This window comes from uncultured Pseudoxanthomonas sp. (genome assembly GCF_947498795.1).
Classification (GTDB): Bacteria; Pseudomonadota; Gammaproteobacteria; order Xanthomonadales; family Xanthomonadaceae; genus Pseudoxanthomonas_A.
In genome coordinates this window covers 338948-354897 of record NZ_CANMLQ010000004.1, presented here as the reverse complement: position 1 = coordinate 354897, position 15950 = coordinate 338948, and the positions used below count along the sequence as shown (strand labels likewise).

At 68.8% G+C, this 15950-nt stretch carries 16 protein-coding genes; 7 read left to right on the top strand and 9 right to left on the bottom strand.

Going from position 1 to position 15950, the window contains the following annotated elements; all coding sequences use genetic code 11:
- Window positions 1-35: 35 nt before the first annotated feature.
- From Q0907_RS12655 to frmR, 5 genes are all read right to left on the bottom strand, one after another.
- Window positions 36-212, bottom strand: a complete 177-nt coding sequence (locus Q0907_RS12655) for a hypothetical protein (protein WP_299345217.1) — start codon at window positions 210-212, stop codon at window positions 36-38.
- On the bottom strand, window positions 209-1039 hold the full coding sequence (fghA, locus tag Q0907_RS12650; protein WP_299345264.1) for an S-formylglutathione hydrolase: 831 nt from the start codon (window positions 1037-1039) through the stop codon (window positions 209-211). The genes Q0907_RS12655 and fghA overlap by 4 nt, the downstream gene beginning before the upstream one ends.
- Before the next feature lie 7 nt (window positions 1040-1046).
- Entirely contained in the window at window positions 1047-1388 is a 342-nt protein-coding gene (locus Q0907_RS12645) for a DUF3658 domain-containing protein (protein WP_299345215.1), read from the bottom strand.
- A gap of 7 nt (window positions 1389-1395) precedes the next feature.
- A complete protein-coding gene (locus tag Q0907_RS12640) occupies window positions 1396-2505 on the bottom strand; it encodes an S-(hydroxymethyl)glutathione dehydrogenase/class III alcohol dehydrogenase (protein WP_299345214.1) in 1110 nt (369 codons plus the stop codon).
- A 100-nt stretch (window positions 2506-2605) separates the two neighbouring features.
- Window positions 2606-2881, bottom strand: coding sequence for a formaldehyde-responsive transcriptional repressor FrmR (gene frmR, locus Q0907_RS12635; RefSeq protein ID WP_296281395.1), 276 nt, complete (start codon window positions 2879-2881; stop codon window positions 2606-2608).
- A 150-nt stretch (window positions 2882-3031) separates the two neighbouring features.
- Between frmR and Q0907_RS12630 the strand changes: the two genes are divergently transcribed.
- The 3 genes from Q0907_RS12630 to Q0907_RS12620 are packed head-to-tail and all read left to right on the top strand — an operon-like array spanning window position 3032 to window position 6889.
- A complete protein-coding gene (locus Q0907_RS12630) occupies window positions 3032-4285 on the top strand; it encodes a hypothetical protein (protein ID WP_299345210.1) in 1254 nt (417 codons plus the stop codon).
- A gap of 53 nt (window positions 4286-4338) precedes the next feature.
- Window positions 4339-5193, top strand: a complete 855-nt coding sequence (locus Q0907_RS12625) for a DUF2272 domain-containing protein (RefSeq protein ID WP_299345208.1) — start codon at window positions 4339-4341, stop codon at window positions 5191-5193.
- A gap of 19 nt (window positions 5194-5212) precedes the next feature.
- Window positions 5213-6889: a hypothetical protein gene (locus Q0907_RS12620; protein ID WP_299345206.1), complete on the top strand. Its 1677-nt coding sequence runs from the start codon at window positions 5213-5215 to the stop codon at window positions 6887-6889.
- A 13-nt stretch (window positions 6890-6902) separates the two neighbouring features.
- Here the strand turns inward: Q0907_RS12620 and Q0907_RS12615 are convergent, their stop codons facing one another.
- The 3 genes from Q0907_RS12615 to Q0907_RS12605 form a co-directional block, all read right to left on the bottom strand.
- Window positions 6903-9773, bottom strand: coding sequence for a serine/threonine-protein kinase (locus Q0907_RS12615; RefSeq protein ID WP_299345203.1), 2871 nt, complete (start codon window positions 9771-9773; stop codon window positions 6903-6905).
- The gene (locus Q0907_RS12610) at window positions 9770-10321 is read right to left on the bottom strand and encodes an ECF-type sigma factor (RefSeq protein WP_299345201.1); all 552 of its coding nucleotides are present in this window, start codon (window positions 10319-10321) and stop codon (window positions 9770-9772) included. Before Q0907_RS12610 ends, Q0907_RS12615 begins: the two co-directional genes overlap by 4 nt.
- 141 nt (window positions 10322-10462) lie before the next feature.
- A complete protein-coding gene (locus Q0907_RS12605) occupies window positions 10463-11842 on the bottom strand; it encodes a glutamate--cysteine ligase (RefSeq protein ID WP_343229815.1) in 1380 nt (459 codons plus the stop codon).
- Between the two features lie 153 nt (window positions 11843-11995).
- Between Q0907_RS12605 and Q0907_RS12600 the strand changes: the two genes are divergently transcribed.
- Window positions 11996-12712, top strand: coding sequence for a VIT family protein (locus Q0907_RS12600; RefSeq protein ID WP_296281388.1), 717 nt, complete (start codon window positions 11996-11998; stop codon window positions 12710-12712).
- An 8-nt stretch (window positions 12713-12720) separates the two neighbouring features.
- On the opposite strand, the gene yihA is transcribed toward Q0907_RS12600, so the two are convergent.
- On the bottom strand, window positions 12721-13323 hold the full coding sequence (yihA, locus tag Q0907_RS12595) for a ribosome biogenesis GTP-binding protein YihA/YsxC (RefSeq protein ID WP_296281387.1): 603 nt from the start codon (window positions 13321-13323) through the stop codon (window positions 12721-12723).
- Window positions 13324-13452: 129 nt separating this feature from the next.
- Between yihA and Q0907_RS12590 the strand changes: the two genes are divergently transcribed.
- The 3 genes from Q0907_RS12590 to Q0907_RS12580 all read left to right on the top strand — a co-directional run bounded on the left by Q0907_RS12590 (window position 13453) and on the right by Q0907_RS12580 (window position 15931).
- On the top strand, window positions 13453-14235 hold the full coding sequence (locus Q0907_RS12590) for a c-type cytochrome (RefSeq protein WP_299345195.1): 783 nt from the start codon (window positions 13453-13455) through the stop codon (window positions 14233-14235).
- 129 nt (window positions 14236-14364) lie between these two features.
- The gene (locus Q0907_RS12585; protein ID WP_299345191.1) at window positions 14365-15015 is read left to right on the top strand and encodes a thiol:disulfide interchange protein DsbA/DsbL; all 651 of its coding nucleotides are present in this window, start codon (window positions 14365-14367) and stop codon (window positions 15013-15015) included.
- Window positions 15016-15112: 97 nt separating this feature from the next.
- Entirely contained in the window at window positions 15113-15931 is an 819-nt protein-coding gene (locus Q0907_RS12580; protein ID WP_299345189.1) for a thiol:disulfide interchange protein DsbA/DsbL, read from the top strand.
- Window positions 15932-15950 lie beyond the last annotated feature (19 nt).

The window sequence follows — 15950 nt, the reverse complement described above, 5'->3', positions numbered from 1 at the left end:
ACCTCGTAAGACCTTGGGCTTCCAGACGCCAGCCGCTAAGCTGAGCCAAGCCGTTGCGTCGACGGGTTGAACTCACCGGTGTCTTCCTTGGACATCGCATCGACGATGGCGTGCACCGCGTGCAGCCACTCGTCGACGCGCTCCGGCTTCACGCGCAGGCGGACGTAGAACACCAGCGGCGCGGAGGGGGTGGCAGCGTGATCGAGGCTCATCGGTGCAGGGCCTTGGCGTGGTGCGCGACGTGGTCGCCGATGAAGCTGGCGATGAAGTAATAGCTGTGGTCGTAGCCGGGTTGCAGGCGCAGCGTAAGCGGATGGCCTGCGGCGTCGGCGGCGGCCTGCAGCAGCTCGGGCTTCAACTGGACATTCAGGAATTCGTCCGCATCGCCCTGGTCGACCAGCAGCGGCAAGCGTTCGGAGGCATCGCGGATCAGTGCGACGGCATCGTAGTGCTTCCACGCATCGCGGTCGCTGCCGAGATAGGCGCCGAACGCCTTTTCGCCCCACGGTACCTGCGACGGCGCGACGATCGGCGAGAATGCGGACACGCTGCGGTAGCGGCCGGGATTCTTCAGTGCGACGGTCAACGCACCGTGCCCGCCCATCGAGTGTCCGCTGATCGCGCGCGCATCGGTGGCCGGGAAATTCGCTTCGATGAGCGCTGGCACCTCGTGGACCACGTAGTCGTACATGCGGTAGTGCGCTGCCCACGGGGCCTGCGTGGCATTGACGTAGAAGCCAGCGCCCTTGCCGAGGTCATAGCCGTCGGCATCGGCGACGTCGTCGCCCCGTGGACTGGTATCCAGCGCGACCAGGATCACGCCGTGCTCGGCGGCGTAGCGCTGCGCACCGGCCTTGGTGATGAAGTTCTGCTCGGTGCAGGTCAGGCCGGACAGCCAGTACAGCACCGGCAGCTTCTGCGTTCCAGCCTGCGGGGGCAGGTAGACGGCGAAGCGCATCGTGCAACCGAGGGTGCGGGATGCGTGTTCGTAGACGTCCTGCCAGCCGCCAAAGCAGGCGCGGTGCTCAATGCGCTGGATCGTCATGTCAGGCCACGTCCTTTGCGGGTGCGAGACGGATCTCGAAGGTCTTCAATGCAAGCGCATCGCCTCTCGTCTCGATGCGCGATGCCTCGGCGAGTGCGCGGATCCTGGATGCGTAGAACATCTCCGGCAGATCCTCGTACTCGTCCGGAGCCGCGATCATGACGCCTGCGGTGATGAACCCCGCTTTCTTCCAGTCCCGACCCAGCGACGAAAGGATCGCCCGGTCGATGTTCTGCAGGTCGTGCTCGCCGAGGCGCGCGATCGCATCGCGCGCATCATGATCGAAGGAGTCGTCCATCGTCGCGTCCGGCATGGCGTCCAGGGTCGTCTTCTGCAAGGACATCGTCATCTCAGTAGTGCACCACGCTGCGGATGGACTTGCCCTCATGCATGAGGTCGAACGCCTCGTTGATCCCGTCCAGCGGCATGGTGTGGGTCACGAATGGCGCGAGTTCGATATCGCCCTTCATCGCGTCCTCGACGATGCCCGGCAGCTGCGAGCGACCCTTCACGCCGCCGAACGCGGTGCCCATCCATTTCCGTCCCGTCACCAGCTGGAACGGACGCGTACTGATCTCCTGCCCCGCGCCGGCCACGCCGATGATGACGCTCTGGCCCCAGCCACGGTGCGCGCATTCCAGCGCTGCGCGCATGACGTTCACGTTGCCGATGCACTCGAAGGAATGATCGACGCCCCATCCGGTCATCTCGACGATCACCTGCTGGATCGGCTTGTCGGAATCCTTCGGATTGACGCAGTCGGTGGCACCGAACTGTTTTGCCATCTCGAACTTCGACGGATTGGTGTCGATGGCGATGATGCGGCCGGCCTTGGCCTGGCGCGCGCCCTGGATCACGGCGAGGCCGATGCCGCCGAGGCCGAACACGGCCACCGAATCGCCTTCCTGCACCTTGGCCGTGTTGTGCACGGCGCCGATGCCGGTGGTGACGCCGCAGCCGAGCAGGCAGACGTGCTCCGGGTTCGCGTCGGGATTGATCTTGGCCAGCGAAACCTCGGCGACGACCGTGTATTCGCTGAAGGTCGAGCAGCCCATGTAGTGGTACAGCGGCTGGCCTTCATAGGAGAAGCGCGAGGTGCCGTCCGGCATCACGCCCTTGCCCTGCGTCGCCCGCACCGACGTGCACAGGTTGGTCTTGCCGCTCTTGCAGAACAGGCACTCGCCGCATTCGGCGGTGTAGAGCGGGATGACGTGGTCGCCCGGCTTGACACTGGTGACGCCTTCGCCGACCTCGACCACGATGCCGGCACCTTCATGGCCCAGCACGACGGGAAACAGTCCCTCCGGATCCTCGCCCGACAGCGTGAACGCATCGGTGTGGCAGACGCCGGTATGGGTGATCTTCACCAGCACTTCGCCGTTCTGCGGCGGGGCGACGTCGATCTCGACGATCTTCAGCGGTTCGCCTGCGGCGAAGGCGACGGCGGCACGGGATTTCATGGTCAGTCTCCTGCGAGAGGGGGGATTTTTTGTAGGAGCGGGCGATGCCCGCGATGCGTTCCCGTCCTTGGCCGAGGAGCATCGCGGGCATGGCCCGCTCCTACTTCAGATAGGACCGCACCAGCGCGACGGCGGCATCGATGCCGGCCCCGCGCTGTTCGGGCGTCGAAGCGGGATGCGCGAATTCCTCGCGCAGGTGGCTTTCCAGGATTTCCGACATCAGTCCGTTGACCGCACCGCGCACCGCCGCGAGCTGCTGCAGGACCGGCGCGCAGTCGGCACCCTCCTCCAGCGCGCGCTCCAGCGCATCCAGCTGGCCGCGGATGCGCTTGACGCGCGTGAGCGCTTTCTTCTTGTCGGCGGGCGAATGCGGCATGGCGATGGCAGCCTATAGTGGGGGGGAGTATAAGGCGGGCCGTCCGTCGGGCCAAGGTGGCAAGCCGGCCGATCCGGTCCGGCCGGCGCGTGTCCGCTGGGGAGGCCTTCCTTCGCATACCTCCCCATCGCCCACTCCAGGAGCCGCCCCATGCGCCGCCCCCCGCTGACACTCGCCCTCGCCACGCTACTGGCCATCGCACTGCCTGCCAGCAGCGCACCGCCCGCCGGCCCTGAAACGCAGGTCTGGATCGATGTCGCCACCCACTCCATGGCGGGCATGCCCGATCTCGGCGCACTGGGCGGACTGGCCGGCCGCATGATGGGGGGCGAGAAGGGTCCGCAGGCCTATCCGCAGTCGCGGAACATCCCGGCCACCCAGGGCCACGTGCTCGATATCGCGCTGTACAACCGCCTCAAGCCCGGCGTGCCTGCCGAGCAGGCGGTGCCGGCGGGACTGGGCGTGGGCAAGTCGCTGTCGCTGCTGCCGCCCCCGCCCGGCAAGGACGTCGAAGACCCGAAGAATCCCGAGATGCACGACATCGAAGTGACCATCCGCCAGTACTGGGGGTGCGGCGCGACGGTGCGCCCGGGCCAGCCGAAGGTGATGACGCTGAAGGTAAAGAACGGCCAGTTCCAGCAGGACGGCGCGCTGGCACCCGGCCTGTTCGTTCCCGATCGCGACGTCGACGTCACTCCCGGCTACGCGCTGTGGCCCAACCTGAAGAACAACCGACGCGTCGGCGAACGCTCGTCGCTGGTCGGCCCGCACCGCATCAGCGGTGAGGGCGTGCCGGCCTCGCTGCAGTTCGAGCTGGGACAGAACGCTGACTTCATGCCGAAGATCGCGCTGCAGACGCGTGGCGAACTGACGGACAGCATCGCCCTGAGCTGGCAGCCTGTGGATCGCGCCAGGGCTTATTTCCTCAACGCGATCGCCATGCAGGACGAACGCAACTTCACCGTGTGGAGCAGCGCAGAGGTACCCGGCGCCGGCCACGAACTGGTGAACTACCTGACCGGTTCGTACATCGACAAATGGTTGAAGCAGAAAGTACTGCTGGCACCAGGCGCGACCAGCTGCGCGGTGCCGCAGGGCATCTTCAAGGCCAGCGGCAAGGGCGGACAACCGGGCGGCTTCGCCTCGCTGAACATGATCGCCTACGGTCCCGAGACCAACATCACGTGGCCCCCCAAGCCTGCGGACCCGAAACAGCCATGGGATCCCGAATGGAACGTCCGCGTCCGGACCAAGGCGACCACGGTGGCGATGCTGGGCATGGACTTCAGCGAGATGGGCGGCATGCCGACCGGCGATGACGACGGCGACGGCAAGCAGGACCCCGAAAAGAAGGAAGAGGGCGGCGCGAAGAAGCTGCTGCGCGGCCTGCTGCGCAACTTCTGATCCCGCCAGCGGCAGGCCTTGCGCCTGCCTCCCTCCGCCATGGATGACACCCGATGAAGCCCGCACTGCTGCTGTTGTTCGCCCTTGCCACCCTCTGGTACGCACCCCCTGCCCGTGCCACCGATCCCTGTCCACAACTGCGCACCCGGACGGCGTCGACCGACGTGGCCACGCGCATCGCGGCTATCGCCTGCCAGGAGAACCACGCGTGGTTCCGCCCCTTCATCGATGCGGAAGGCCGGGTCGGTGGGCAGGCGGTCTACGAAGCGGAGAACGACGTGCTGGCCGACGGTGCGCCGGCCTGGCGCAAGGTGGCGGCGTACTGGAACGGCAGCGGGCTCGGCAGCGGTTGCGGTGGCGCGGGCGCGGCGTGCCGCAGCTTCGTGGTCGACATGCCATGGTCGGCGGCGTTCGTGTCCTGGGTGATGCGGCAGGCGCGCGTACCGGGCTTCGGCACCTCGTCGCGCCATGTCGACTACGTGCGCGCCGCGCGCCACGCATCGCCGACGGCGCCCTATCGGCTGGTCGCCCCGGACGAGGCGGCACCGGCACCCGGTGACCTGCTCTGCTACGTGCGGGGTCGGTCGCGTGCGCTGGGTTATGCGGGACTGATCGACAGCCTCGATGCCGGCGACAGCCTGCCGATGCACTGCGACATCGTCGTGTCCGCACAGGACGGCATGGCGTGGCTGGTCGGCGGCAACGTGCAGCAGACCGTCGCGTTGCGGATGCTGCGGCTGGATGCACAGGGGCGTTTTGCCGACCTGCCGGCGCGTGCGGCTGGCGATGCCGCCTGCAGCCCGGATGTCCCCGCGCACTGCAACCTCAACCGGCAGGACTGGGCTGCCCTGCTGAAGCTCCGATCAGCCGACACCCGCACGCTGCTCGCCACGACCGCCGACCGTTGACTCCTGCCGGGATATGTCCATGAAGACGCGCCTCCTCGCCTGCCTCACGCTCACGGCCTGCATGCTCGCCGCGTGCTCGCGCCCGGACGCGGAATCCGGCGACGCAGGCGTCGCCGACAATCGTGCGAAATTGATGCCGACGCGCGCGCAGAGGGATGCATTCCGCGCCTCGGAGCCCGACGCCACGCTTCGAAAGATGGCGCTGTTCGACTACCTGGTGCACTTCCGGGTGATGGAAGCCACCGGCATAGTCGATGCGCTGGGTGGCGAAGCGAACGCGGTGGCGGCGCTCAGGGCATGGGGCGAGCAGAACGAGCGCGCCCTGCGCGGCACGCAGGCCGATGTGCCGCGGATGATCCCGGCGGCCTTCGATGGCAGCGGCCTGGATGCCGGCTTCACCGGCCTCGCGGTGGGCGCCTTCGGCGGCCTGATCGCCGGCGGCATGGTCAATGGCGCGGTGCAGACCATGTCGGACGAACAGCTGGCCGACCTGGTCAAGGCCGGACCGATGAAGCTGGGCGCCGACAAGGACGGGAAGGGCGGTGCGGAACTGCACTTCGGTGCCGACGGTTCGCTGGACCAGACGCTGGAATTCGACGGCAAGGCCACCGACGGGCTGTCGGGCAAGATGAAGATCAAGGTCCACATCGACGCCTGCCCGGATGCGGAAGGCAAGCTGACGGTGACGCTGAACGTGGATTCGCAGATGAACGTCGTCGGCCAGGCCGGTGCGGGCGGACATGTGCGCAGTGAATTCAAGCTCGAACGGTTCCTAGACAACGATGCGCACCTGATCCAGGACAATGCCGGATCGACGGCGAGCATGACCATGTCCGCAGGCGGCACGGTCGGCGGCAAGCCGCAGTCCTTCGACGTCAGGATGGGCTACGGACGTACGCCCGGCAGTGGCTACGAGGATTTCGGCGACCATAGCGGCTTCAGCATCTTCCGCATGGATGAAGTGAAGCACGCGGCGCAGCTGGCCGAGCAGTCCTTCGTCTACCTGCAGATGGTCGCCGAGATGATGCTGCGCGGTGTCGGCCAGGGCGGAGGGCCGTGGGAAAGCGGCCGCTGCGTGGAGCTCAAGGTCACCAGCAATCCCGGCAAGCGCAAGGGCATCCGCCCGAGCACCGCGTTCGATCTGGAGGCCGTTCCCCGCGCGAAGTCCGATGGCGCGCCCGCCGGCGGCACGGTGACCGCGACGCTCAGCGGCGGCGCGAGCCTGCAGCCCGCGGGCGGCAAGGTGCCGGCGGATGCGAAGTACGCCTATGCGGGGCCGGACAAGAAGAACGAAGAGGCCAGCATCATGTTCGAAGCGCGCAGCAAGCGCGGCGTGGGACGCGCGACGCTGGCCTTCGACACCAAGCGCCCGCAGGCTTACACCGCGGCAGGCGGGCTGGATGCGTTCTACGGGACCGGCACCGTCTGCAACCTCGGCGAGCCGTTCACGATCAGCGGAGGCGGCAATGTGGTGACCTTCACGCCGAGCAGCGAGGAGGGCGGGACCTACCGCTATCAGGGCAACATGGGCGGCGTCGGCGTCTACGGAAATGGCACGTATTCCGTCTCGGCCGACGAGCGCGGAGGCACGCTGACCGGATCAGGCGACGGGTGCGTGAAGACGCCGATGGGCACGCGCTGCAACAGCGGGACGGAGCGCTACACGCTGACGCCGATCGCACCCTGCGAGCAGTAGCGCGCTCGCGGGTTCACAGCGTGGTGGCCAGCCGTTCCGCTGCGGCGAGATTGCGCTCGCCCGGCAGCAATGCAGCGCGCAATACCGGCAGGGCGCTGGCCAGGAGCTCCTTCGCCTGCGCCCTGTCGCCGCGCACCGCGACGTCGCCGGCCAGGGTGGCGCGCGCGATCGCCGCGTCGACGGCGCTTGCGCTGGACGCGAGCCGGCGGACCGCTTCGCGCTGGTGCTGCTCCGCCCGTCCCGCGTCGCCGCGCATGCGGTCGAAGGCTGCCTCGTAACCAAAGAAGTGACCGAACTGTTCGTGCGTCTGCGGCACGCCGCGCCGTGTCATGAGGAGGCGCAGGTCGGCCAGCAACGGGACCCCGCGCGCCACATCGCCGATCCGGCGATACAGGCCGAGCTGGTCGCCAAGCACCAGCGCGTACTCCTCGGAGTCCTGGCCATCCAGGCGTCGCGCGCGTTCCAGCAGGCTGTCGAGCTGGCGGGCCGCGTCATCGAACCGGTCGTTGGCGATCAGCACGCGTGCGTGCGTGCGCTCGGCGCTGCGGCGGAACGTATCGTCCGGCGGAACCTCCGCCTCCAGCAGGCGTGCCATGCCCTGCGTGGAGCGTGCCAGGGCGGTCGCGTAGTCGCCGTACATGAGGTTGAGCGTGGCGATGTTGGTGAGCGCCATGGCCAGGTTGCGCGGCCCCTCGCCGGCCTGGCTGGACAGGGCGCAACTCCTGTCCAGCGCAAGCAGCGCCTCGCGGTAGCGTCCTTGACCGATCAGGGTTTCCGCGAGCGTCTGGTAGAGCACGGTTTCGCTGGCACCGCCGTACCCGCCGGTCTTCTCGCCGTCGGCGATCGCCTTGCGGATCACCTGTTCCGCTTCCCCGGACCGGCCCTCCAGGACCAGCCCGGCGACCAGGCCGCGGGTCAGGGACTGCCGTACCGGTGAATGGGCGGCGATGCCATGCCTGTCGGCATACGCCAGTCCCTCGCGGCTGACCGAAAGCAGGCGGCGCCGATCGTTCTGGAAGTTGGCGGCGGTGCTGATGTCGGAGTAGATATCGAGCACGATGTCGACCGGCGGATCGTACATCTGCTTGGCGAACGCGAGCGACGCCTCGGCCCGCTTCCGGCAGGCGTCCAGGCCGAACTTCTCGACATGGCCCAGCGTGAGATGCGCCATCGCGCGCAGTTGCTGCTCGGGATCGTCGGGCGCGAAACGTCTTCGCAACGCCACGGCCTGCTCGGCTGCCGCGAACGCCTCGGCGTTGTGCTCCAGATCGGCCAGTGCATCCGAATAGGCCACCAGGTCATCGGCCAGCGCGAGCGCTTCGTCCCGCTGCTGCGGCTCGACGCCCTCGAGCCCCGCCGCGAACACGTCGACGGCGGCCTGCTGCTCCCCGATCGCCAGGTACAAACGGCCGAGCATCCGCTGGACCGGTTGCCTGACCTGGGGATCCAGGGTGCGCTGTTCGAGCTTGGCCTGCGCCTGGTCGAGCAGTTGGCGCACGCTGACTTCCCTGCTGCCGGCCTGTTCGGGCGAGGCGGCCGCCAGCGTATCGGAGAGGAACGCCAGCGTGGCCCGTGCGTTCGCAGCCTCATGCTCGGCGATACGCGCCTGCGCGCGTGCTTCGCGGGCCTGCCACACGGCGACGCCCGTACCGGCCAGCAACGCCACCGCGACGATGCCCGACGCCGCCGCCAGGGCGCGGTTGCGTCGCAGCCACAGCAACGCGCGGTCGACCCGCGACAAAGGCACCGCGCTGATCGGCCGGTCGTCGAGCCAGGCGCGCAGATCGTTCGCCAATACGTCCGCCGAGGCATAGCGCGCTTCCGGATCACGGCGCAGGCAGGCCTGCACGATCTGCGCCAGGCTTCCCCGCAACGCGCGTGCGAGCGATGCCGGGGTGTGGCCTCCGCGCTGCGCGGCCTGCTCGCTGCTGGCGTGCGACGCCGCCCGCGTCAGTGGCTCCGGATCGCGATCGAGCTGCTGCAGCTGGTGCGCCACCGGCGTTTCGCGCGTCACCCCGAACGGATGCGCGCCCGCCAGCAGGCGGTGCAGCACCACGCCCAGTTGCCACAGGTCGGTGGCGGTGGTGATGGGTGCGTCGAGCAGTTGCTCGGGCGAGGCGTATTCGAAGGTCAGCGCGCGGTCGACCGTCACTGCGCGCGTATCGGCGAGTTCCTTGGCGATGCCGAAGTCGAGCAGCTTCACCCGCCCGTCGGCATCCACCAGCAGGTTGGAGGGTTTCAGATCGCGATGGACGACCAGGTTCCGATGCGCATGGCGGACCGCATCGACCACCTGCAGGAACAGCACGATGCGCTGGCGCAGGCCTAGCTGCCGCGTGTCGCACCAGCGGTCGATCGGCTCGCCGTCGACGAGTTCCATCACGAACCACGGGTCGCCTTCGCTGCTGATGCCCCCGTCGAGCAGCGTGGCGATGTTCGGATGGCGCAGCCGGGCGAGGATCTGCCGCTCGCGCAGGAAGCGTTCGCGCGCCGCCTGCGAGTCGGTGCCGGCGCGGATCAGCTTCAGCGCGGCATGCTGCGCGTAGGCGCCGTCGTCGCGGTCGACGCGGTAGACGGCGCCCATGCCGCCATGGCCGAGGATGCCGGTGAGGCGCCAGGGACCGATGCTGCGGCCGACCAGCGCATCGCGTGCCACGTCGCCGTGCTCGTCGCGGAACGCACGGCCCCAGGCCAGCGCATCGCCGGCGAACGGTTCCGTGCCGCTCGCGTCCGCGGCCAGCAGTGCATCCACATCGGCCCGCAGCGCGGCGTCGCCGCCGCAGGCACCCGCGAGCCATGCGTCGCGCTGGGTCGGCGCGATCTCCACCGCCTCGCGGAACAGCGCCAGCGCCTGCCGGCGACGTTCGGGCCCGCCCTCGCTCACTTGCCCAGCTCCGCGAGCAGGAAAGCGCGCGCCGCGCGCCAGTCGCGCCGCACGGTACGCTCGCTGACGCCGAGCATCTGCGCAATCTCGGCTTCTTCGTAGCCACCGAAATAACGCAGCTCCACGATCTGCGCCGCGCGCGCATCGGCCTGCTGCAGGGCATCCAGCAGCTCGTCCAGCGCCAGCACTTCGACCACCGCCCGTTCGCCGCCGCCCAGCCGCGCGGTCAACGTCAGCGCTTCCACGCCGCCGCCGCGCTTCTGGGCATGCGCGATGCGCGCGTGGTCCACCAGCACCTGCCGCATCGCGCGCGCCGACATCGCCAGCAGGTGCGCGCGATCGTTGGCCGCCAGGCGTCCGCCCGTCGCCATCTTCAGATAGGTTTCGTGCACCAGCACCGTGGTGTCGAGGTTGTCGTGGTGCCGGCGCAGCTGGAGGTGGGCGGCACGCTTGAGCTCGTCGTAGAGGCTGGCGAACACCGCATCGGCCGCCCGCACGTCACCCTCGCGCGCGCGCTTCAGCAACTGGGTGACCGGTACCTGATCCATGCATCGCTCGCGGATGTGCGCCCCGGCACCCTGCCGCGGCCCCCTGCGTGACCGGATCCGGCATGCGCCGGATACGTCCACTTCAAGGGTGAGCAACGCAAAACAACGGCGACCCGGGACAGGCTGCGCCCGGGATCCCGCCTAGTACGCGAAGTCGCGGAACACGCCGTCGATGTCGCCGTTCCACTCGCCGTGGAAGAGGGCGAGCTTGCGCTCGGCCGGGGTCTCGTTGGCCTCGACGATCTCGACCAGCGCATCGAGGAAGCCGGCTTCGTCCACGCCCTTGCTGTTGAGGCGCGCGCGGCGCTGCAGGCCGCCGATGGCGATCTTCACGGCCTCGCGGGCCAGGTCGCGGACGGTGCCGTCGCGGAAGGGCAGCTTCAACGCGTGCTTCGGCACGCCGTCGCGCAACGCGTGGCGCTCGGCCAGCGAGAAATCCTTGACCAGGTCCCAGGCCGCATCGAGTGCGGCATCGTCGTACAACAGGCCCACCCAGAACGCGGGCAGTGCACAGATGCGATTCCAGGGACCGCTGTCCGCGCCGCGCATCTCCAGGAACTTCTTCATCCGCACTTCCGGGAAGGCGGTGGTCATGTGGTCCGACCAGTCGCGCAGCGTGGGCAGCGCACCCGGCAGCACATCCAGCTCTCCACGCAGGAACCTACGGAACGACTTGCCGCTGGCATCGTGGTAGATGCCGTCGCGGTAGGAGAAATACATCGGCACGTCGAGCAGGTAGTCGACGTAGCGCTCGTAACCGAAGCCGTCCTCGAAGACGAAGTCCAGCATGCCGGTGCGGTCGCCGTCGGTGTCGGTCCAGATGTGCGAACGGTAGCTCTGGTAGCCGTTCGGCTTGCCCTCGGTGAACGGCGAGTCGGCGAACAGCGCCGTGGCCACCGGCTGCAGCGCCAGCGACACGCGGAACTTCTTCACCATGTCCGCTTCGCTGGCGTAGTCCAGGTTGACCTGCACCGTGCAGGTGCGCGTCATCATGTCCAGGCCGAGCTGGCCGACCTTGGGCATGTACGACTTCATGATCTGGTAGCGGCCCTTCGGCATCCACGGCATCTCGTCGCGGCGCCACTTGGGCTGGAAGCCCATGCCGAGGAAGCCGAGCTGCAGTTCGTCGGCGACCTGCTTCACTTCCTTCAGGTGCGTGCCGACTTCGACGCAGGTTTCATGGAGGGTCTCCAGCGCCGCACCCGAGAGTTCCAGCTGTCCCGCCGGCTCCAGCGTGACCGAGGCGCCATCCTTCGACAGTGCGATCACGCGACCCTTCTCTTCGATGGCTTCCCAGCCGAAGCGGGTCAGGCCTTTCAGCAGCGCTTCGATGCCGCGGTCGCCATCGAAGGTCGGCGGCCGCAGGTCGTCCAGGCGGAAGCCGAACTTCTCGTGCTCGGTGCCGATGCGCCAGTCCTGCGCGGGCTTCTCGCCCGAGGCGATGTATTCCACCAACTGGGTGCGGTCGGTGATCAGCGTGTCGGCGACGTGGCTGGGACTGGACAAGGGCGGGACTCGCAAGGGGGACGCGACGCCGGCGTGCCAGCGTGGCAGGGCCGGCACTATAACGTGGCCGCCTGCACGCCAGCATCGCCACGACAACGCCGCAGCATCCCATCCATGGACGCGATGGGGCGGATCGACGCCCGACCTTGCCGGGCGTACGCTGCGCGCATGACGCACCCCGCCCGCGACACCGCACCGCGCCATCGCGAACGCCATCGCACCGACCGTGTCGGCTGGCTGCGCGCGGCCGTGCTGGGCGCCAATGACGGCATCGTCTCGGTCGCCGGCCTGGTGGTCGGTGTCGCCGCCAGCGGGGCCAGCGCGTCGACCATCCTCGTGACCGGCGTGGCCGGCCTGGTCGCGGGCGCCATGTCGATGGCGGCCGGCGAATATGTTTCGGTGCAGTCGCAGGCCGACGCAGAAGCCGCCGCGCTCGCCGTCGAAACCCGCGAGCTGCGCGAGATGCCGGACGGCGAACTGGCGGAGCTGGCGCAGATCTACGTCAAGCGGGGTCTGGATCCGGTGCTGGCGCGGCAGGTCGCCCAGCAGCTGACCGCGCATGACGCGCTGGCGTCGCACATGCGCGACGAACTCGGCATCACCGAGGCGCTGCGTGCACGTCCGGTGCAGGCGGCGCTGGCGTCGGCCGCTGCCTTCACGGTCGGTGCCCTGCTGCCGATCGCGACGACGCTGCTGGCGCCACCGGACAGGGTCGCGCTGGTCACCACCGTGGCGACCCTGGCGGGCTTGCTGGTGTCAGGCGGATTGGCCGCCAGGGTCGGCGGTGCCCCGGTTCTTCGCGGCGCGTGGCGGGTCGGCTTCTGGGGCGCGATGGCGATGGCGGCTGCCGCGGCCGTGGGCCGCCTCTTCCACGTCAGCGTCTGAGTTCCGGCTCAGGACAGTTCCAGCCAGTTGCCCACGATCATGCGGGCCTCGTCCACGCCCTGCTTCGACTCGGCGGAAAACGTCTGCACGCTGACCGTATCGCCGAAGGCGGAGAACAGCTCCTTCTTCACCGCCTGCAGGGCATTGCCCTGCTGGCCGCGACCGAGCTTGTCCGCCTTGGTCAGCAACGCATGCGCCGGCAGGCCGCGCTGGACGGCGTAGCCCAGCATCTGCCGGTCGTACTCCTTCAGCGGATGGCGGATGTCCATCACCACCACCAGGCCTTTCAGCGCGTCGCGGGTGCGGAAGTAGCGATCGATGAAGGCCTGCCAGTGCGCCTGCAGGTCCTGCGGCACCTTCGCATACCCGTACCCGGGCAAGTCGACCAGATAGCGGTCCGGCTGGACCTGGAAGAACACCAGCTGCTGGGTGCGGCCGGGCGTCTTGGACACGCGGGCCAACCGGTTGTGGTTGACCAGTGCGTTGAGGGCGCTGGACTTGCCGGCATTGGAACGGCCGGCGAAGGCCACTTCGAAGCCGCCATCCTCCGGCAACTGGCGCGGAGTATGGGCGGAGAGCAGGTAAGTGGCGGAATTCAGGGGGTTCGACATGGCGATAGGATCGCACGGTGGCGGGCGGGATACCGTTTGAATTGACCGCGAGCGGCCGCCGCGACGATAATTCGGGGGTTTCGCGGCCTCTTCGGGCGCCGCCTCAGTCAAGGGTTTCGGAGCTTCAGCATGCGCCACGCTCGCGTTATGGGACTTGCCGGACTGGCCGTGTTGGCCGTGGCCGCAGTCGCTTTTGCACAGACCACGGTCGTTCCCGTGCCCGACAATGCGCCGGTCGAGACCGCCCCGCTGGAGGTCAATCTCGCCAAGACCACCTGGGGCGATGCCAAGGCCGGCCAGACCAAGGCCGCCGCCTGCGCCGCCTGCCACGGCGTCGACGGCAACCCCAGCGATCCGCAGTACCCGCGCATCGCGGGCCAGAGCGAGCGCTACGTCGCCCAGCAACTGGCGCTGTTCGCCTCGGGCGAGCGCAACACGGGCATGGCGGCGGTGATGGCCCCGTTCGCCCAGGCCCTGAGCGCGCAGGACATGCGCGACGTGGGCGCGTACTTCGCCACCCAGAAGTCGGGCGCCGGCCTGGCCGACGACAGCGTCGTTGCCGACGGCGCCTACAAGGGCATGAAGTTCTATGAGGTGGGCCAGCAGCTGTACCGCAGCGGTGACGCCAAGCGCGGCGTGCCGGCCTGCATGGCGTGCCATGGCCCGACCGGCGCCGGCAACCCGGGCCCGGCCTATCCGCACATCGGCGGCCAGATGCAGGACTACACCGTGCGTCGCCTGACCGAATACAAGGCGGGCACGACCACGCTGAAGGACGCCGCCCACTTCAACATCATGGCGCAGGTCGCCGGTCCGTTGACCGAGCAGGAAATCCAGGCGCTCGCCAGCTACCTGCAGGGCCTGCATGCCCGCGCCGACGACATGGCGGCCGCGAAAGCCGGCGGCAAGTAACGACACGGCCGCACGCCGCTCCGCGCGGCTGCCGGTTCAAGCTCCTGTTCATCGCGCCGGCCCCACCATGGCCGGCGTTTCTTTTTCGCGGACCCGTCGACCGGGCGCCGCCCCTAGAGGAAGAGTCCGATGGCGTCGCGCCTGCTGCCCGTGCTGATCACCCTGCTGGCCCTGTTGCCGGTCACCGCGCTCGCCGCCCCCGCGGCCCCCGCGCCGCTGGTCGAAGGCCAGGACTACGAGGTGATCGCCGAGGGCCAGCCGTTCGCGCCGGTGAAGGGCAAGATCGAGGTGGCCGAAGTCTTCGGCTACACCTGCATCCATTGCGCCCATCTGGAACCCACGCTGGTGGCGTGGAAGAAGACCCTGCCGCGCGATGTGCAGCTGACCCCCGTTCCAGCCGCCTTCGGTGGCTACTGGATTCCCTACGCCCGCGCCTTCTTCGCCGCCCAGCAACTGGGCGTGCAGCCGCGGACCCATCAGGCGGTGTTCGACGCCCTGCACAAGACCGGCGCGCTGCCGATCCAGAATGCCTCCGTCGACGAGATCGCCAACTTCTATGCCAGCCAGGGCGTCGATCGCGCGAAGTTCGTCGCCGCCCTGCGAGGACCGGCCGTAGACGCGCAGTTGGCCAAGGCCCGCGACTGGGTGGCCGGCGCCGGCGTGGAGGGCACGCCGACGCTCATCGTCAACGGCAGGTACCGCGTGACCGGCGGACGCACTTACAGCGACATGCTGAAGATCGCCGACCGCCTGGTGGCCCGCGAGCGCGCGCGCAAGTGATGATTCCGTCATGGCGACCGCTGCGGGCGCCATGCAGAATGCGATGTCCCCGGCCCGGCCGGCACCTTCTTTCCTGTGATCCCCTGGAGTTCGCGCGATGAAATCCCGCCACGCCCTGATGCTGTCCCTGCTGCTGCCCGTGCTGGCGGCCTGTGGGCCGAAGCCCTCCACTGATACGACACCGACGCCCGAGGCAACCGCCGCCGCGACCGATGCGACCGTGACGGCGCCCGCCGCCGAAGCACCGGCGACGCCGGCCGATGCGACCACCACCCCCGCCGACGGCACCGCTGCCGCGACTGCCGCCAGTGCCAACCCGATCGTTCCGCCGCAGGGTCCGGCGCCGGTCGCAGGCAAGGATTACGTCGAGATCCCGAACGGCCAGCCCTACGCTCCGCTCAACGGCCAGGTCGAGGTGGTCGAGGTATTCGGCTACGTCTGCCCGGCCTGCGCGCGCTTTGCGCCGGAAGTGTCGGCATGGAAGAAGAAGCAGCCGGCCGACGTGCGCGTTACCTACGTGCCGGTGGTGTTCGGCCCCGTCTGGGCCCCGTATGGCAAGGCGTTCTACGCAGCCCAGGCGAAGGGCCTGGTCGACAAGACCCACGATGCGGTGTTCAGCGCCATCCACCTGCAGCGCACGCTGCCGGGCGAAGGCAAGCCGCCGGCGGATCCGGCCCAGATCGCGCAGTGGTACGCCCAGTACGGCGTCGACGCGAAGGAGTTCGTGTCGCTGATGAACAGCTTCGGGACCAATGCCCAGGTCGGCCGCGGCATGCAGTTCGCCAAGAACAGCGGCGTGGAAGGCACGCCGACCATCATCGTCAACGGCAGGTACCGCATCACCGGCGGCCAGACCTACGCCGACGTGCTGCGCATCGCCGATCACCTGGTCGCGATGGAGCGCGCGCGGCGCTGAGTGGCGCGGAAGCCCCCAC